This window comes from Geomicrobium halophilum (assembly GCF_014207655.1).
GTDB classification, from domain to species: Bacteria; Bacillota; Bacilli; order Bacillales; family Marinococcaceae; genus Geomicrobium; species Geomicrobium halophilum.
The window spans coordinates 388,117-405,322 of sequence record NZ_JACHHJ010000002.1 but is presented as its reverse complement, the minus strand read 5'-3'; the positions used below and the strand labels follow the sequence as shown (position 1 = coordinate 405,322).

The following is a 17,206-nucleotide window of genomic DNA, read 5'->3' as shown; positions in this document are numbered from 1 at the left end:
TTTCTAAGACTCTATGGATGATAAACTGATCCCTGTAGAACCTCTTGCAAAGTCTGAATAATCATATGGCAATCGTCATCCGTCATACTCAAAGGAGGAGCTAACGTTAATATATTACTGTAACCGGCAACAGTGTCTGCATTTTTTCCTATGATTAACCCTCTCGATTTACACTGGGCTATAATGCTTCCAATCGCTTCCTGAGAAATAGGTTCTTTCGTTCCTTTATCATTGACGAGCTCAATCCCTATAAGCAAGCCTTTCTGACGTATATTTCCAATGTTGGGGTAGCTCTCCAAGTGGGCAATCCCTTCCCTGATCTTGGCACCTAAATCTTTAGAACGAGCAACAAGGTTCTCCTCTTCTATAATTTCCAGATTTTTAATCGCCAACTTACAAGCAGCAGGATTACCGCCAAAAGTGTTCACTTGTCTAAAGTGATCACTTTCTTCCTCCTTTTTAAAAGGTTCATACAGTTCTTGTTTCACAGCCGTTGCAGCTAATGGTAAATAACCACTAGTAATTCCTTTTGCCATCGTTACAATGTCCGGTTCAATCCCATAATTTTGATAACCGAAATTTTCCCCCGTACGTCCGAACCCACAAATCACCTCGTCATTAATCAAAAGAATACCATATTTTTTGCAAATTTCTTCAACTGCATGAACGTAAGAGGGATGAGGGATAAGAATACCACCGCCAGTGATGATCGGTTCCATAATAACGCCAGCAACAGTTTCGGGGCGCTCCCAAAGGATGGTATCTTCCATCATTTTTGCACATTCCTGACTCCATTCCTCAAATGTTTGCCCAGAAGGAACTCTGTACTCATCAGGTGCATGGACATGGATAAAACCAGGAGGAAGTGGCTCATAACGATACTTACGCTGAGCTTGCCCTGTCGCCGCTAGAGCTCCAAGTGTATTTCCGTGATAACCCCGATACCGGGATATAAATTTAAATCGCCCAGGTTCTCCATTTTGATAATGATATTGCCTGGCAATTTTAAATGCGGTCTCGTTTGCTTCCGAACCACTATTTGAAAAGAAAATACGATAATCACCTCTTAGCCATTGATTGAGCTTTTCTGCTAATTCAATGGCAGGGATATGGCTGTTGGAAAGGGGGTGAAAGGGCATTTGACGAAGTTGTTCGGAAGCTGCATCTACCAGCTCATCACGACCATACCCAGCATTTACACACCAAAGCCCAGACATCCCGTCTAAATAATGATTTCCTTCGATATCTGTCATCCATGCACCTTTAGCACTTTCGATCACCATAGGGTTTTGCTCTTTTTGATGAGGCTTAAGATGATGCCACACGTATTTTTTATCTTTTTCGTACAAATTCCTTTGAAGGGTTTTATCGACCATTAAGACAGTCCTTTCTTATTAGTTTTAATCAAACCAACGGCTGGTAAGCATTTTTTTGCGTGTATAAAACTCTACTCCATCCCGTCCATTAGTATGCAGATCCCCATAAAATGATTGTTTCCATCCTGAAAACGGGAAGAAAGCCATCGGTGCCGGTACATTGACATTGACGCCAAGCATCCCGACTTCAATATCTTCTCTATATTCTTGAACGGCGGGTCCACTTGAGGTATAAAGAACCGATCCATTTCCGAAGTCCGACTCATTTGTGATGGCAATGGCTTCACTAAGATCCTTGACCCGGATTACACAAAGGACAGGAGCGAAAATTTCTTCTTCCCAAATGGTCATATCCGTGGTGACATGATCAAAGATGGTTGCCCCTAAATAAAAACCATTGGCACTTTCTTCAATATCCTTACGACCATCACGAACCAAAACCGCATTTTGCTTCTCACCTAGATCGATATAGTTACGAACTTTTTGTAGGTGGCTGCCACGAATAACTGGACCTAAATCTACATTCGGATCAAGGCCATCTCCAATGGTGAGCTGATCGCAAGCTTCGTTTAGTTTTGCAACAAAATCATCCGCAATATCTTCCTGAACGACACAAACCGAAGTGGCCATACACCGCTGTCCAGCACTTCCAAACGCCCCATTCATAACACCTTCTACAGTTTTATTGAGATTGGCATCATGGAGAACGATAGAATGATTTTTAGCCCCTCCCAATGCCTGTACTCGTTTGCCATGTTGGGAAGCTGTTTGGTACACATGTTCCGCTACAGGTTGGGAACCTACAAATGAGATTGCGTTTACTTCTTTATTCTCTAATAAACCATTCACGACATCCTTAGCACCATGAACAATATTAAAAACTCCTTTAGGAATGCCAGTTTCCTCCAACAATTCAGCTAATCGTTGCGCGAGTAAAGGAGTACGTTCTGAAGGTTTTAATACGAATGTATTTCCACAAACAATGGCAAGAGGAAACATCCAGCAAGGGACCATCATTGGAAAATTAAAGGGCGTAATACCGCCCACGACACCAACAGGATACCGATACATCCCAGATTCGATCCCATTAGCGATATCGGGTAAGGTCTCCCCTTTCATTAATTCAGGCGCCCCGGAGGCAAATTCCACATTTTCAATACCTCGTAAGACTTCACCATAAGCATCCTTATACGTTTTTCCATTTTCCTTTGTAAGCAACTTTGCAAGCTCTTCATGATGTTTAACCAATAGCTCATGAAAGGTGTACATATATCTTGCTCTTTTAGGAACGGGAACTTTTCGCCAATATTGATAAGCATCACGAGCAGATTGTACTGCTTTTTCTACATCTTCTTTCGTAGAATGGGGGGTATGTGCAATCACAGATCCATCGGCAGGATTATATATATCTTCACCGTCACTATCCGAATCTGTCCATTCTCCATTGATGTAATTTTTCAAAATCCTAGTCATAAACAGACCTCCTATACTCATTTGTATTTAGGAATTTTATCAATTATATTCAATGTAGACACTATAACAAATATTCTGCATAATAGAGGGTGACAGACTGTCTAAAGTTTGAGAGCTTTTGACTTACATCATGATTAAGAAGGGAGGAAGTATATGCTTACTATCGATGAGATTGTACAAAGGCCAATGTTTCAGAATGCTCAAGTGGTGAATAAAAAAGCCAATCTTCAACGAACGGTTCGCTGGGTCCATGTATTAGAGATTATCGATTTTGATACATTGATTCATGGAAATGAAATGATCTTAAGCACAGGTGTTGCAATTAGTGATCAAGGGTTAGAATATGTTAAAAAATTAATCGATCATGGTGCTGCTTGTTTATGTATTGAGCTTAGTAGCCATTTTCCCTCTGTCTCCAAAGATATCGTGGACCTAGCGGATACCTATCACTTTCCCATCATCGTTTTTACTTCCATCGTTAGGTTTGTAGACATCACTCAAGACCTTCATGCAGAAATCATCAATCACCAACATCAGCAACTATCCGAACTCGATCAATTATCCAATGAATTTCATCAGTTTACGCTCCATACACACGGGAACCTTAAAATATTAAAAAAACTGCGTGAATCAACTCGTAAAGAGCTCATTTTTTTACCAAATGAAGGCGCACCTCACTTTCTTCCAGCTTTAGAAAAACAGGAACAACAACGCATTCAATCAATGGTTGAACAGATGATAAAGAAAAATCAAACAGGCAGTTGGTATGATGAAAAAAGGCAGAAATCATTTCTCATTAAACGCATCGAAGCGATGGGACAAAACTGGGGAATGATTCTGATGAGAAATTGTACCCCCTTAACTACTTTTGAATCTCTCGCACTCGAACGAGCAACAAACGCACTCGCCCAAAATCTCCTTCGTTTCTTTTATACAGAAGAAAAAAGACTCCTTAATGAACAATCTTGGATTCATGACTTGATTGAAAAAAATATCAAAACCGAAAGAGAAGCCGTTGCAAAATTACCTATGTCTATCAAAGAATCTGAGGAATTATTATTTCGTATTTGCGTGATTAAAATGAAGGAGCCTTATGATTCAACTTCAGACATACAAGGGATGCAATATCACACCATCCGTTACATCCGCCATTTTTTTCAGCAGCATATGATTGACCCTTTGATTACAACGGGGAAAAACCATACATTTATTGTACTTGCGGTAGACAAGGCAACTGATAACCTCGAAAAGAAACGTATGATGAAAACCGTGGATGCGATCGAAAAAAATCCGCTTCATATGCCTCTACGTGTATTTGTTAGCCAGCCTTACGTAAAACTGCAGCAGGCTCCTTCCGCTATTCAGGAGGCTGAAGATGTAATGAAAATCGTAAATATTCAAAGCGATCCCCCCATCCACTTCTATGAAGACACTGGCATATATCAATTACTCATTAAATTGGACGACTATACATTAGAAAATTTTGTGCAAACATATCTATCTCCTATTCTCGAATATGATCGTAAAAAAAACAGTGATCTTCTCTACACACTTAACGTCTATTTACAACTCAACTGTTCGAAGCAGCAGACGGCAAAAAAGCTGCATATTGCACGTCAGACACTTTATCACCGCTTAAACACCATTGAGAATCTTCTGGGTCAAAAATTAACTCACTCCCCTCTTTTGCGCCTAGCTACGGAAGTGGCCATCGGGGCTTTTAAATTAAATGAAAACCTTGGATCTGCTACACCATGAACCTCAAATACCAAAAGACCAACCCCCCTGGAGTTGGTCTTCCTTCAACGCCTTAGCTCGTCACTTCACCCTTTTTTACCCAATTGATCAAGCCGCCTACGAGCATAATTTCATTTTGGCGTTCGGAGAGTCCGTGTTGAGCTTCGATGGTGTTTTTGCCTTTGATTTCAACGTTGATTTTATTCGTTTTCTGGATCGCTTCGCGAATGTTTGTCAATTTGAGAACGTCGCCTTGTTCGATTTTGTCGTAGTCCGCAACGTTTGTGAACGCGAGCGGCAAAATCCCGAAGTTTTTGCCAGTGAATGCGGGCGAATTCCTTAACAATGTCAACGCGTAGCCCTAAAAAGTGCGGCGTGTTCTCGGCTGGAGCCCTGGCCGTAGTTCGTTCCGCCGATAATCGCGTGGCCGACTTCTTTCTCCTTCAACTCTAACGAACGATCGTAAACTGGGGCTCGAGGCCCCTCCTAAGGTCTTTGATATGCAAGCTACCTGTGTCCATGCCTGTGCCCATTTGCGAAATTTTGTTTGCCTAGGGGCTGTTTAACTCGAGTCTCACTTTTCCCTCGTTTATCCATCAAAGTAAGCAATGCTCCACTTAAATCTTCTGAAACATCCGTTATACGGTACCCCTCATTGACATATCGATCGATTTTTTCTTTTTCTTCTATATAATTATTGTATTGATCGGGCGACAGGCGTCGCCCTCCTCTGTCCCCGAGCATTCAACGATTCCTCAGGAATTCGCTAGCCTTCCTTGCAACGCGCGACTGGTTCCGCTTGAATCACGCCTTGACGAAGCCAATGCCGTTCGTCTTTCAGTTGAATTATTGTTAAAATAATTATATAGGCTTACAGCGGATTGGGGTGAAAAATGTAATGCAAGCGTATTGGAGGGAAACAGGAATATCAAAGCGCTTTATTCATGAATTACAAAGATACTGTGCGCGAAACCATCGAATAGAAAAAATTGTTTTATTTGGGTCCAGAGCAAGAGGTGATTATCACAAGTCTTCAGATATAGACTTGGCTATCTTTACTATAAATAGTTCACATTCTCAGCAAAACTTGATGGAACAATCGATATATGAACTGCCTACGCCTTTAAAAATTGATGTGGTTTTCATCAGTCGCCTATCTAAGGAAAAGATGATTTCAAATATTCTAAAAGAAAGTGTGGTTATTTATGAACAAGGAAAGGCTCTTCGAGAAACTTAGTGATTACAGACGTGCGAGCCGTAGGCTGAATGAAGCAACGAGAATTCAATTAGACGATGATATTGTTTACGACGGGGTTATTCAGAGATTTGAGTTTACTTTTGAATTAAGTTGGAAGTTGATGAAAATGTATTTGGAATACACGGGAATCAGTGAACTCAAAAGTCCTAGGGCTACCATCAGAGAAGCTTATACATATGGCTTAATTGAGGACGGGGATCAGTGGATTGATATGATGATAGACCGTAATAAAACTTCCCATCTCTATGATGAAGAGGAAGCTAAATTGATTTATAAAAAAGTAAAAAACATCTACAGCAACCTTTTGTCCAACTTGGGCCGTACCTTGGAAGAAGAATTGAAAAAAATATGGTAGTTTTTAGGTCATGATTTTTAGATCTTCTCTACACACTTAACGTCTATTTGCAATTCAACTGTTCGAAGCAGCAGACGGCAAAAAAGCTGCATATTGCACGTCAGACACTTTATCACCGCTTAAACACCATTGAGAATCTTCTCGGTCAAAAATTAACTCACTCCCCTCTTTCGCGCCTAGCTACAGAAGTGGCCATCGGGGCTTTTAAATTAAATGAAAGCCTTGGATCTGCTACACCATGAACCTCAAATGCCAAAAGACCAACCCCCCGGAGTTGGTCTTCGTTCAACGCCTTAGCTCGTCACTTCACCCTTCTTTACCCAATTGATCAAGCCGCCTTCGAGCATGATTTCAATTTGACGTTCGGAGAGTCCGTGTTGAGCTTCGATAGTCTCTTTTCCTTTGATTTCAACGTTGATCTTATTCGCTTTCTGGATGCTATCACGAATGTTTGTCAGTCTAAGAATGTCACCTTGCTCGATTTTGTCGTAATCCGCAGTGTTCGTGAATGTAAGCGGCAAAATCCCGAAGTTAACAAGGTTTTGCCAGTGAATACGGGCGAAGTCTTTGACAATGACAACGCGCAGCCCTAAAAAGCGCGGTGCGAGCGCGGCGTGTTCTCGGCTGGATCCCTGGCCGTAGTTCGTGCCGCCAATAATCGCGTGGCCGCCTTCTTTCTCTTTCAACTCCAACGAACGGTCATAGTAGGATTCATCAAGTTTTTCAAAGGTAAACTTGCTGATTTCTGGAAGGTTACTACGGTATGGTAGAACTCTTCCGCCGCCTGCAAGGATTTCGTCCGTGGAAACATCATTCCCCACTTTGAAGCCAACCGGGATTTCCAGTTCATCTGGTAGATCATCAAAGTCCGGAATGGAGGCGATGTTCGGCCCTTTTGTAATCGTTACCTTTTGAGCTTCTGCATGAGGCAGCGGTTCATCTAGCAAGTCATTATTAATCGTCGGTTCCGGGATTTCCACTTTTGGATAATCCATATCAAGATCGCGCGGGTCGGTGATTTCTCCGGTCAACGCAGCCGCTGCTGCTACTTCAGGACTGCAAAGAAAAACGCTGTCCTCTCTCGTCCCCGAGCGTCCGGGGAAATTCCGCGGTACAGTTCGTAAACTATTTCTTCCCGAAGCAGGCGCTTGCCCCATACCAATACAGCCGTTACAGCCCGCTTGATGCAAACGACCGCCGGCATCGATCAAGTTAAAGAGATTTTCCGTTTTAATTAAATCCGACAACGTCTGACGTGAAGAAGGATTCACATCCAATGATAATCCCTCCGCGATCGTCTTCCCTTTTACGATTTGCGCGACAATCGCAAAATCACGATACCCGGGGTTGGCCGATGAGCCAATATACGTTTGGTATACTGGTTCGCCGGCTACTTCACGAACCGGCACAACATTGCCTGGGCTGGAAGGCTTAGCGATTAATGGTTCCAATTCGGACATATTAATTTCTTCCTCGATATCGTACTTGGCATCATCGTCTGCCTCCAACGCTTTCCAATCTTCTCCGCGTTTTTCCGCCTGCAAAAACTCCTGAACGTTCTCATCCGATGGGAAAACCGAAGTCGTAGCTCCCAGTTCTGCTCCCATGTTGGCAATCACGTGACGGTCCATCGCTGAAAGTTTCTTAACACCAGGACCATAATATTCAATAATTTTTCCTGCTCCGCCTTTAACCCCGTGACGACGGAGCATTTCTAGAATCACGTCTTTTGCACTCACCCAGTCTGGCAAGTCTCCTGTCAGCTTAACTCCCCATACCTTTGGCATTTTTACATAGAATGGCTTACCAGCAGCAGCGAGTGCTACCTCCATCCCGCCAGCACCAATAGCAAGCATTCCTAAAGAACCTGCTGCACAGGTGTGACTGTCAGAACCAAGTAACGTTTTCCCTGGTTTTCCTAGCCTCTGCATGTGTACCGGGTGGCTTACCCCATTCCCGGCCTTGCTAAAGTGAATCCCAAAGCGCTGAGTTGCACTTTGCAAAAACAGATGATCATCAGGGTTTTTATGGTCTTCTTGAATCAAGTTATGATCGACATATTGTGCCGAAACTTCTGTTTTCACCTGATCGATACCCATCGCTTCAAGCTCAAGCATCACAAGTGTTCCCGTTGCATCCTGCGTTAACGTTTGATCAATCTTTAAGCCGATCTCTTCTCCCGCTTTCATTTCACCGGATACAAGATGATCGTTAATCAATTTCTGGGTTACGTTCATTCCCATGGCAAGACCTCCTCGTGTAAGGCTATAAAGATGTATATAATCCTCTTTCCCTTATATTGCTTTTTTAAATCTTTTTCATGCTTTTTTTGAAAAATTATCGAGCATGGGAGCATGGATGAAAAAATGTAAATCATTCCTTCACCGGATAACATGTTCTGAATTTCTACCGAGTCTCCACTTTGGGGCCCCATAAAAGCAATGTCAAACCAGCTAAGTACGAAAGACCATACGATAATCCCAATGGTCAAGTAGATAAAAAGCATGAAAGGATGCTAAAGCATACACCCGACTCGTTCGTTCACCCCATCTAGAATCCGAGAGCCGAGTCCTTTATTAGTGTTTCTTTGTTCGACCAATATGATCCCTCCCCATTACATAAAACTTTCACGCTGCATAAGTTCGGTTGTGATCGCTATGTAAGCACTCAACCCAACGTTAAGCACACCCTCTTCAAAATCAAATGCGGGGTGATGATGACCATAAGGCAATGCCGTCCCAAGAAGCATGAAGGTAGCTTTTCCTCCTCGATCTTGCACTCGTTTCATCATATACGTAACGTCTTCGGAAGCTCCGAGTGGAAGTTCGTCATGAATTTTATTTATGTAAACCGTATTCTTTGCAGCCTGATCCAAAATCGATCTCCATTCAGGGTCACACTCCCCGGTTATTCCTTCACCTACAACTGAAACCTCAGCTTCGACATTCGCCATCCGGGCTGCTCCTTCTGCGATGCGCTCAACTTCTGTGAACATATAATCATTGAGTGCCGTCGTTTCCCCTCGTACTTCTCCTTGAATCATCGCCGTATCAGCAACCACATTTCGACCAGTGCCAGCATGAAGCGTCCCCAGATTAATACGCGTTTGGCCTTCTGAATGCCGAGAAATCCCGTAGCTCCCCTGCACAAACGAGGCAGCCGCTACCAATGCATTTCTTCCTAACTCCGGTTTAGCCCCCGCGTGAGAAGCTTCTCCTTGAAAAGAAACATCAAATTTCTTCGAGGCTAAAAAGCTTGATGTCATCGCGGAAATTTCCCCGACGGAAAGATTATGGATCCCTATGTGAGAACTAGCAAAATAATCGACGTCATCCAGCCACCCCTTGTCCACCATCGATTTAGCCCCACGACCTCCTTCTTCTGCCGGTTGGAAAAGAAGCGTAAATTTGCCGCTTAGTTGTTCTTTATGTTCAGAGAGATAATGGGCGAAAGCCAATCCAATGGCTGTGTGCCCATCATGGGCACACGCGTGCATATGCCCCGGTTCCTCAGATTGAAATGAATGAGCAGCAGGAAAATGGCAGTCATCCCCCGATTCTTTGACCGACAAGGCATCAATATCGAAACGAAAGGCAAGATGCGGGCCTGGCTGCTCAGTATCCATAACGGCGGCAACCCCGGTATGCCCTCCTTCCATTTGATGAATGAAACCTTCCGCAACCCCTTTGGATCTCGCTCTCGTTTTCGCTTTTTCCAGTTCTTCTTCACCCGGAACTCCATACCTTGAATGACTTTCGATGGCCTCCACTCCCATGTATAAATGAAAAGCCAATGGTTGAAGTTCCTCGAAAATAGTCGCTGTTGCCACGTACTCCGTCCAACCTTCTTCAGGCACACGATGCAACCTTCGCCTAATATCCACCATGTAATGTTCCATCGCCTCTACCCAATCGTTTTTTCGTTCACTCATCTCATCGCCCCCTATCGTTGGATTCTTCTGAAAAAAATACACGTATGAAAAAAACCCCGACACGATCAAATCGTATCGAAGGTTGTTCGGGAAACAGCTATCTTATTCCTCTCCTTGCAGAGCAGCTTCTAAATAATCAAGGTTGACAAGTCCTTCAATGTCATCAGATTGCGCATAGTCTGCTTCATAACTGATGGTCGCCATTTCTTGAAGAATTTCCTCGTTCACTTCATACGTCGGGTTGAGGCGGTTACTGGCTTCAAGCGTCTCTTCGAAATCTAGTTCATTGCCTGTGATTTCTTCAATGTGATTAATAAAGGCTTCCACTGCTTCTTCCTGATTTTCTTCAATAAACTCAACGGCTCGGATATGGGCGCGGAGGTATTCTTCAGTTAAATCCGGGTTCCCTTCTGTAAAGGCATTCCGAGCAGCAACGACTGTCGTTGTTGATTCTGTGCCCCAGGCAAATTCTTCTTCATCAAGGAGAATATCGGCATTAGCCTGATTTTCCAAATACACGCCCCACGGTTCTTGCGTGGCTGCCGCATCAACATCTTCTTGAAGGAAAAGCGTGGATGTATCGGCAGGTTCTTGCGGTAACATCCTCACTGTACCCCCAGAATCTTCAACATCCATACCTTCTTCCATTAGCGTCGCCCTAAGCATGATGTCTTGGGTAGAGCCAATGGTCGGGATCGCCACTCTCGTGCCTTCTAGGTCGCTTAAACTCTCAATCCCGGAGTTTTCCCGTGTGGCCAGGACTGCACCGCCGTTTACAGCTCCGGCTACAATTTCATGTTCAGGGTTCAGTTGAAAATTTTGCGTGGCAGGCGAAGGGCCTACAGTCCCAATATCAACATCCTGTGTCGACATCGCTTCCATAAACGCCCCGCCATCTGGGAATGTGGACGTTTCAATATTAATGTCACTTCCGAATTCTTCTTCAAAATAACCATTTTCCAAAGCTATTACGGTTGTAATATGTGTAAAGTTCGGGAAATAGCCTATCGTAATTTCTTCAGCATTCTCTTCTGATGCATTGCATCCCGCTAAAGTTAATAAAAGAAAAGCGCTCATACCAGCGATGCTTTTTTTCATGTCCGTCATCTCCTCTATTTTTTCAATTATGCTCCCATGCCCCATTTTCTAGCGACAGAGCGTTCCATTCTCCGAAATACTTGATTATCCATAATCGTGCCAATGATTCCAATGACGATCATAATCGAGAGTACAAGATCCATGGATTGTAAGGACCGACCCATGTCTAAGAGATAACCCAGACCGCCGCTTCCTCCGAGTAATTCACCGGCCATAATCGCCCGCCAGGCAAATGCCCAAGCCACACGCAGGCCAGAAATTAAGTGAGGCACTGATGCGGGAAGAATCACCGTCCTTGCAAGGTGGAAACCAGAGGAACCAAGTGTACGGGCTGCATTTAAATAAAGGCTTGGTACATTTTTAAAACCGGTACTCGAATTCACTGTCATCGTCCAAGTGGCGCCAATAGCAACAATGAACAAAATGGATATATTGCCAAGCCCAAACCACACGATCGCTAACGGAAACCATACAATACTTGGAATCGACTGCAATGCGGTCACAAAAAAACCAAGCGTGTCATCCACCCATTTGTAACGGGAAATCAAAAACCCGAAAGTAAGTCCTAAAACAACGGCAATGGCAAAACCTACTAAAAGCCGGCTGAGGGTCACACCCGTAGCTTCAAGGATTTGTCCTGAGATAAGGCCATTCACGAACGTACTCAATACAGTAACCCCGCCTGGATCATTTGGAATCAACAACGGCGGAAACATAAAAGTAGGAAACAAATTGGATTTAGATATGATCTCCCATGTGCTCACGATTACGATCACGAACAGCACTCGTCTTAAGGCGGTACCCATCCCCAAATTCCTCCTTCAGCACTTTCTCCATCTCTTCTTCTAATTCACTCATGACGCGTTTTTCTAGTTGTACAAGCACACTATCAGAAGGATCCCTTGGGCGTGACGCCTGCACAGTAAATGAGTTCTTAATCGCCCCCGGTCGAGTGCTCATTAATAAGACACGTTCAGAGAGCGTAAGCGCTTCACGTATATTATGGGTGATAAATAAAATCGTTTTCCCTGTTTTCTCCCAAATCTCCTGAAGCTCCTGATGTAAAATGATTCGAGTCTGTTCATCAAGAGCAGCAAAAGGTTCATCCATTAAAAGAACGTCAGGATCCATGACAAGCGACCTTGCAATCGCCACCCGCTGCTTCATCCCGCCTGATAACTCGTGTGGAAAAGATTTTGTGAAATTACCAAGGTGTACCATGCGAAGTCCTTCCATCGCTTTCTCCTGGGCTTCTTTTTTACTCATATTTTTAAGAAGCAAGCCGTATGTAACGTTATCCAGCACATTCATCCAAGGAAACAAACCACCTTGTTGAAAAACAACCACACGGTCGGTACCCGGTCCTTTCACCTTTTGTCCGTTCACATACACATCTCCTGACGTTGGGTGATCCAACCCAGCGATTAAATTTAAAATCGTAGACTTTCCGCAACCCGATGGCCCCAGCAACGAGACGAACTCGCCTGCCTCGATCTTAAGATCGATATCTTGAAGGACATGGAGCGAGTCATTCTTGCCTTTAGGAAACGTCTTATTCACCTGCTCCAAATTCACCTTCATAAAGGGACCCTCCAATATTTTCAATTTAATCACAACCAAACTTATATGGATTATATATTATATGCGAAAAGAGCGTCAAGGGAACTATAATAAAAAATTTAATGAATTTTCCTGCGTTATGAAAGGAAATGCGCAGTCACTACAGATTCCATCCTATCTACGCATGTGGCTCCTCCTATGTATCCCTTTAGAGATAAGATTTAATAGAAAGATATTAGGTTGGGATAATTCAATTGTTTTATCACGTGGAAATTGAGAAATAAGAGGTAGGGGGCAGCCGAAAAATATGATCAGTTAATGATACACTCAGATCAAGGGTGGCATTATCAAATGAAAAAATATCACCATACATTAGAAATCATGAAATTACACAAAGCATGGCGCGCAAAGGGATTTTTATGACAATGTGGTTATTGAGAATTTCTTCGGTTTATGGGCTCAACACCAAAATCTAGGGTTGACTCAATTCAAGTTTCCATATATTTCTCCATATAGTCTTCATTACACTCAACAAGAATTTGTTGGCGATAGACGTCAGGATTTCGCGTGAAATAATGTATTAAATCAAAATTAAAAGGCACGAGTCCGATTCAATACCGAACACATGCCAAGCAAATTAATCATTATTCTACCTATCTAACTTTTTGGGGGCACTTCATTGTAGCAGGCAGCTCTTTATTAAAGAAATCATTCATTGAAAAAATAGGACCGGACCTTTTAATAATTGCTCTGACAACAGGAACTGAGAGCAATCCTTTTGACTAGGCGTTCCAGGGGAATAGCCCCCACTCGGCCTTCACGTCCAAAGATTAAGTCACCTTCTCCTTTGCGTATTTGGAGGCGCCAGTTGAAAGTAGTGAGTTAACTACACCTTTATTATAATTCGCTTCACTTCCATAGGTGCATGCCTATGGATAACTGCCCATATAGGCATGCACCTATGGAAGGTTGGATCTTACCACTTATCCTGTGGATAAAGATTTGGTATATCAAGAATAGTAGACAAATGATGGTGCTTACATGTGCCCATGACTGTCGAAACCGATTTAGATATGCCTCTTCCAACAGTCCCAGTAACCTTTGTTATCTCACCAAACAAGGGCGCTTATTATCAAATGTCCACCCCGGAATCAGGTACTGCATAGCGATGGAATCATCCCTTGCGCCTAGGTTTTTGCTTTTATATAAATGATGGGCTGCCTCCAACTGCTCCATATCGATCTCCACTCCGAGACCCGGCTTTTCCGGAACTCGGATTTTGCCTTCTTTAATTTTCAAAGGATCTTTGGTCAATCTTTGTCCGTCCTGCCAAATCCAGTGGGTGTCAATGGCTGTGATTTGTCCGGGAGCCGCTGCGGCCACGTGGGTGAACATTGCCATCGAAATATCGAAATGATTATTAGAGTGGGAACCCCAAGTCAACCCCCAGTTATGGCACAGCTGGGCAACTCTTACCGAGCCTTCCAAGGTCCAGAAATGTGGGTCGGCGAGCGGGATGTCCACGGCCTGCAGCTGAATGGCGTGCCCCAGCTGGCGCCAGTCAGTGGCGATCATATTGGTGGCAGTTGGCAGACCGGTTGCTTTTCGAAATTCGTTCATTACTTCACGGGAAGAGAAATCTTCTTCCGCACCACACGGGTCTTCCGCATATGCTAATACATCATGCTGACCCTTACAGAGACGAATGGCTTCATCAAGCGACCATGCGCCGTTTGGATCCAAGGTGATACAGGCTTCAGGGAAACGCATTGATAGGGCAGTTACCGCTTCGATCTCCTCCTCCCCACTTAGCACTCCGCCTTTTAATTTGAAACTATGAAAACCGTATCGCTCATAGGCAGCCTCAGCCAGGCGAACGATAGCTTCCGGAGTGAGAGCCTCTTCATGGCGCAACCGGAACCAATTATCGTCGTTCTCCGAATCACTCCAATAGGGAAGGTCCGTTTTAGTGCGGTTTCCAATATAGAACAAGTAACCGAGTACCTCCACTTCCGAGCGCTGCTGTCCGTCTCCAAGCAATGCTGAAACAGGTACGTTCAAGTACTTGCCTAAAAGATCTAGCATAGCAGCTTCCAATGCAGTTATCGCATGAACGGTGATTCTCAGATCAAATGTCTGCCGGCCGCGGCCTGATGCATCCCATTCGCCGAATGTTTCGTGCACTTTCCTCAGGAGATTTTTATAATTGCCTATCGATTCGCCGACCAGAAGCTCCCTTGCCTGCTCCAATATCTTGCGGATCGATTCTCCACCAGGGACTTCCCCGACACCGATCTGCCCGCTGTTGTCCTTTAAAATCACCACATTTCTTGTAAAATATGGACCATGTGCCCCACTTAAATTCAGAAGCATGCTGTCATTTCCGGCTACCGTATAGACGGAAAGGTCCGTAACTAAAGGTGTTTTCGTTTTCATCTCAGTTTGCATATAACCTCTCCCACTCTTTTACTAATAAATATAAAATCTACACATTTTGTTTATGACGCGTATGTCGCTTCCTCTTTTTTGCCTTTTCGGTAGTCGGCCACCGAAAAAATGATAGAGCCTAGAATTAAGATCCAGAGCACAATTGCAACCGGACCGTTGGTGAAAAAGACGCTCAAATCACCACCGCTCCCTTGAAGTGTATCAATGAAATTCTTTTCCGCTTCTGCTCCCAGGATGAAACCAATCAGAAAGGATGGGATCTGTATTCCAAGCTTCGGGAAAATATAACCTAAAAATCCAAATAACAGGAGGGTCCATACATCGAACATTATGCCATTGTTGATAGCATAGGAACCGATGACACATGCGACAATAATAATTGGAAAGATTAAATATTTCGGTATAAAGACGATTTTGGCGAAATATTTAACAGTTAAAAACATCATGAAAAACATAGCAATATTGGCCACAATCAGCGCGAATACCATTCCACTCCATAAATCCGGATTGCTCGAGATGAACAGTGGCCCAACCTGTATGCCCTGCAAGAGGAAAGCTGCGATCAAGATCGCCGTCGTACTGTCACCAGGAATTCCCAAAGATAGCATTGGAACTAATGCCCCACCAATCAATCCGTTATTTGCGGATTCACTCGCGACCACTCCCTCAGGTGAGCCTTTTCCCAATTCCTTTGGATTTTTAGAGAAATTCTTAGCCTGAGAATAAGCCGTAATCGAAGCTGCACTCCCACCGACACCAGGAAGCATACCTATAAAAGTACCAAGAAGTGAGGAACGGACGACATTTACTTTTTGATTCTTGAACAGCCTAAAACTGAATTTGCTCTTTGTATCCCCCTTCTGCAGTTTAATTTTTTGGTGAGCAGAGGCTTTCATTCCTTTCTCCGCTTCCTCCAGCAACTGCCCCACAGCGAACAAACCAATCAGAACCGGAAGAAGGGTAAAGCCGTATATCAATTCACTTTCAAACCCTGGAGGAATCAACCTTGTTTCATTATTAATCGTGAACGTACCAATCAGACTAATAAGTATTCCTAAAAGGCCACTAAAAATGCCACCAAGCAGACTTCCTTTAGAAATGGAGGCAATGATCGTCATTGCAAATAGGATAATTAGAAACATTTCTACGGAGGAGAAGTCAATCGCAAACGTCGAAAGCATTGGCGCAAAGAAATACAGGACGGCAAGACTGAAGAACCCACCGAACACTGAAGCAGTGACCCCCACCTTAAGCGCCTTTTCCCCTTCCCCTTTTTGTGTCATCGGATATCCATCAAAGGTGGTCGTGAGAGATGAAGGGGTTCCGGGGATATTAATTAGGACGGCCGGGACTAATCCACCACTGATCCCGCCAACATATAGTCCAATTAATAGACCGATGGATTCAATCATGTCCAGGGCATACGTAATAGGTAGGAAGATAGCAATAGCCATCGTCGCGGTCATCCCTGGGATGGCTCCCATGACGATACCGATAAATACACCTAAAGAACAAAGGAGGATAGTCATCGGAGTGAGTATTTCAAAAAACTGCATAATGTCCCTCCTTTACGGTAAAGTGATATCAAATAGCTGACCAAATACATACCAAAAAACGAAAGTAATGGACATAGAATTCACCAGTGAAATAAGAATAGATTTTCTTTTCAAATTCCCGATATACAAAAGGGTGAGTAGGGTCACAAAAATGACGCTAGATAGGAAAAATCCAATCTGTTCCAACGACACCGCATAGGTAATTAATAGAACGATACTTCCGTAAAACTTTGCTTTATCATAATTATCTGTAAATAATTTGAATTTAAATACTTTTGATTGATCCCTCAACCGCTTGAGGAAATTGGTAATCAGCAGGATCGCACCAAGCAAAATAAGCAAGCCTATAATGATTCTTGGGAAAATGAGATGACTCGTGCTGTATGAAAAATCGATTGTAAAGACTTCCGACAT

At 43.5% G+C, this 17,206-nt stretch carries 16 protein-coding genes and 2 pseudogenes; 6 read left to right on the top strand and 12 right to left on the bottom strand.

Translation table 11 applies throughout. The features are described from left to right. Positions 1-11 precede the first annotated feature (11 nt). Positions 12-1,376, bottom strand: coding sequence for an aspartate aminotransferase family protein (locus HNR44_RS09970; RefSeq protein ID WP_184403979.1), 1,365 nt, complete (start codon positions 1,374-1,376; stop codon positions 12-14). A 24-nt stretch (positions 1,377-1,400) separates the two neighbouring features. Then, positions 1,401-2,849: a CoA-acylating methylmalonate-semialdehyde dehydrogenase gene (locus tag HNR44_RS09965; RefSeq protein WP_184403978.1), complete on the bottom strand. Its 1,449-nt coding sequence runs from the start codon at positions 2,847-2,849 to the stop codon at positions 1,401-1,403. 153 nt (positions 2,850-3,002) lie between these two features. Between HNR44_RS09965 and HNR44_RS09960 the strand changes: the two genes are divergently transcribed. Both HNR44_RS09960 and HNR44_RS17950 read left to right on the top strand, forming a co-directional pair. Further along, complete coding sequence (locus HNR44_RS09960; protein ID WP_184403977.1) at positions 3,003-4,607, top strand: PucR family transcriptional regulator; 1,605 nt, start codon at positions 3,003-3,005, stop codon at positions 4,605-4,607. Beyond that, a complete protein-coding gene (locus HNR44_RS17950) occupies positions 4,579-4,929 on the top strand; it encodes a hypothetical protein (protein ID WP_343069456.1) in 351 nt (116 codons plus the stop codon). Before HNR44_RS09960 ends, HNR44_RS17950 begins: the two co-directional genes overlap by 29 nt. A gap of 5 nt (positions 4,930-4,934) precedes the next feature. Here HNR44_RS17950 and HNR44_RS17945 read toward each other — a convergent pair whose 3' ends face one another. Beyond that, positions 4,935-5,033 (bottom strand): hypothetical protein, encoded by a 99-nt coding sequence (locus HNR44_RS17945; protein WP_343069455.1) that lies wholly within the window; start codon positions 5,031-5,033, stop codon positions 4,935-4,937. Positions 5,034-5,484: 451 nt separating this feature from the next. Here HNR44_RS17945 and HNR44_RS09950 point away from each other — a divergent pair, with 451 nt between their 5' ends. From HNR44_RS09950 to HNR44_RS09940, 3 genes and pseudogenes are all read left to right on the top strand, one after another. Beyond that, the gene (locus HNR44_RS09950; RefSeq protein WP_184403976.1) at positions 5,485-5,823 is read left to right on the top strand and encodes a nucleotidyltransferase domain-containing protein; all 339 of its coding nucleotides are present in this window, start codon (positions 5,485-5,487) and stop codon (positions 5,821-5,823) included. Continuing rightward, positions 5,792-6,199, top strand: a complete 408-nt coding sequence (locus HNR44_RS09945; RefSeq protein ID WP_184403975.1) for a nucleotidyltransferase substrate binding protein — start codon at positions 5,792-5,794, stop codon at positions 6,197-6,199. The genes HNR44_RS09950 and HNR44_RS09945 overlap by 32 nt, the downstream gene beginning before the upstream one ends. A gap of 35 nt (positions 6,200-6,234) precedes the next feature. Continuing rightward, positions 6,235-6,441, top strand: a pseudogene (locus HNR44_RS09940) (helix-turn-helix domain-containing protein); the annotation flags it as partial. 51 nt (positions 6,442-6,492) lie between these two features. Here the strand turns inward: HNR44_RS09940 and HNR44_RS09935 are convergent. From HNR44_RS09935 to HNR44_RS09910, 6 genes are all read right to left on the bottom strand, one after another. Continuing rightward, positions 6,493-8,442: an aconitate hydratase gene (locus HNR44_RS09935; RefSeq protein ID WP_184403973.1), complete on the bottom strand. Its 1,950-nt coding sequence runs from the start codon at positions 8,440-8,442 to the stop codon at positions 6,493-6,495. Next, positions 8,433-8,705: an AbgT family transporter gene (locus HNR44_RS18080; protein ID WP_184403972.1), complete on the bottom strand. Its 273-nt coding sequence runs from the start codon at positions 8,703-8,705 to the stop codon at positions 8,433-8,435. Before HNR44_RS18080 ends, HNR44_RS09935 begins: the two co-directional genes overlap by 10 nt. Positions 8,706-8,813: 108 nt before the next feature. After that, complete coding sequence (locus HNR44_RS09925; protein WP_184403971.1) at positions 8,814-10,130, bottom strand: amidohydrolase; 1,317 nt, start codon at positions 10,128-10,130, stop codon at positions 8,814-8,816. 102 nt (positions 10,131-10,232) lie between these two features. Then, the gene (locus tag HNR44_RS09920) at positions 10,233-11,228 is read right to left on the bottom strand and encodes an ABC transporter substrate-binding protein (protein ID WP_184403970.1); all 996 of its coding nucleotides are present in this window, start codon (positions 11,226-11,228) and stop codon (positions 10,233-10,235) included. Positions 11,229-11,254: 26 nt separating this feature from the next. Beyond that, positions 11,255-12,034 (bottom strand): ABC transporter permease, encoded by a 780-nt coding sequence (locus HNR44_RS09915; protein WP_184403969.1) that lies wholly within the window; start codon positions 12,032-12,034, stop codon positions 11,255-11,257. Continuing rightward, positions 11,967-12,809: an ABC transporter ATP-binding protein gene (locus HNR44_RS09910; RefSeq protein ID WP_184403968.1), complete on the bottom strand. Its 843-nt coding sequence runs from the start codon at positions 12,807-12,809 to the stop codon at positions 11,967-11,969. The genes HNR44_RS09915 and HNR44_RS09910 overlap by 68 nt, the downstream gene beginning before the upstream one ends. Positions 12,810-13,100: 291 nt before the next feature. Here HNR44_RS09910 and HNR44_RS17650 point away from each other — a divergent pair. Continuing rightward, a pseudogene (locus tag HNR44_RS17650) lies at positions 13,101-13,242 on the top strand (IS3 family transposase); the annotation flags it as partial. A 650-nt stretch (positions 13,243-13,892) separates the two neighbouring features. On the opposite strand, the gene gudD reads toward HNR44_RS17650, so the two are convergent. The 3 genes from gudD to HNR44_RS09895 are packed head-to-tail and all read right to left on the bottom strand — an operon-like array spanning position 13,893 to position 17,206. Further along, entirely contained in the window at positions 13,893-15,236 is a 1,344-nt protein-coding gene (gudD, locus tag HNR44_RS09905; RefSeq protein WP_184403967.1) for a glucarate dehydratase, read from the bottom strand. A gap of 50 nt (positions 15,237-15,286) precedes the next feature. Further along, positions 15,287-16,792 (bottom strand): tripartite tricarboxylate transporter permease, encoded by a 1,506-nt coding sequence (locus HNR44_RS09900; RefSeq protein WP_184403966.1) that lies wholly within the window; start codon positions 16,790-16,792, stop codon positions 15,287-15,289. Between the two features lie 12 nt (positions 16,793-16,804). Continuing rightward, complete coding sequence (locus HNR44_RS09895; protein ID WP_184403965.1) at positions 16,805-17,206, bottom strand: tripartite tricarboxylate transporter TctB family protein; 402 nt, start codon at positions 17,204-17,206, stop codon at positions 16,805-16,807.

What these genes read in the sequence shown, in the direction of transcription:
- HNR44_RS09920 (WP_184403970.1), bottom strand. Translation starts at nt 11,228, where the DNA reads ATGAAAAAAAGCATCGCTGGTATGAGCGCTTTTCTTTTATTAACTTTA.
- HNR44_RS09970 (WP_184403979.1), bottom strand. Translation starts at nt 1,376, where the DNA reads ATGGTCGATAAAACCCTTCAAAGGAATTTGTACGAAAAAGATAAAAAA.
- HNR44_RS09900 (WP_184403966.1), bottom strand. Translation starts at nt 16,792, where the DNA reads ATGCAGTTTTTTGAAATACTCACTCCGATGACTATCCTCCTTTGTTCT.
- HNR44_RS18080 (WP_184403972.1), bottom strand. Translation starts at nt 8,705, where the DNA reads ATGCTTTTTATCTACTTGACCATTGGGATTATCGTATGGTCTTTCGTA.
- HNR44_RS09935 (WP_184403973.1), bottom strand. Translation starts at nt 8,442, where the DNA reads ATGGGAATGAACGTAACCCAGAAATTGATTAACGATCATCTTGTATCC.
- HNR44_RS09960 (WP_184403977.1), top strand. Translation starts at nt 3,003, where the DNA reads ATGCTTACTATCGATGAGATTGTACAAAGGCCAATGTTTCAGAATGCT.
- HNR44_RS17950 (WP_343069456.1), top strand. Translation starts at nt 4,579, where the DNA reads ATGAAAACCTTGGATCTGCTACACCATGAACCTCAAATACCAAAAGAC.
- HNR44_RS09895 (WP_184403965.1), bottom strand. Translation starts at nt 17,206, where the DNA reads ATGTCGGAAGTCTTTACAATCGATTTTTCATACAGCACGAGTCATCTC.
- HNR44_RS09945 (WP_184403975.1), top strand. Translation starts at nt 5,792, where the DNA reads ATGAACAAGGAAAGGCTCTTCGAGAAACTTAGTGATTACAGACGTGCG.
- HNR44_RS09915 (WP_184403969.1), bottom strand. Translation starts at nt 12,034, where the DNA reads ATGGGTACCGCCTTAAGACGAGTGCTGTTCGTGATCGTAATCGTGAGC.
- HNR44_RS09925 (WP_184403971.1), bottom strand. Translation starts at nt 10,130, where the DNA reads ATGAGTGAACGAAAAAACGATTGGGTAGAGGCGATGGAACATTACATG.
- HNR44_RS09965 (WP_184403978.1), bottom strand. Translation starts at nt 2,849, where the DNA reads ATGACTAGGATTTTGAAAAATTACATCAATGGAGAATGGACAGATTCG.
- gudD (WP_184403967.1), bottom strand. Translation starts at nt 15,236, where the DNA reads ATGCAAACTGAGATGAAAACGAAAACACCTTTAGTTACGGACCTTTCC.
- HNR44_RS09950 (WP_184403976.1), top strand. Translation starts at nt 5,485, where the DNA reads ATGCAAGCGTATTGGAGGGAAACAGGAATATCAAAGCGCTTTATTCAT.
- HNR44_RS09910 (WP_184403968.1), bottom strand. Translation starts at nt 12,809, where the DNA reads ATGAAGGTGAATTTGGAGCAGGTGAATAAGACGTTTCCTAAAGGCAAG.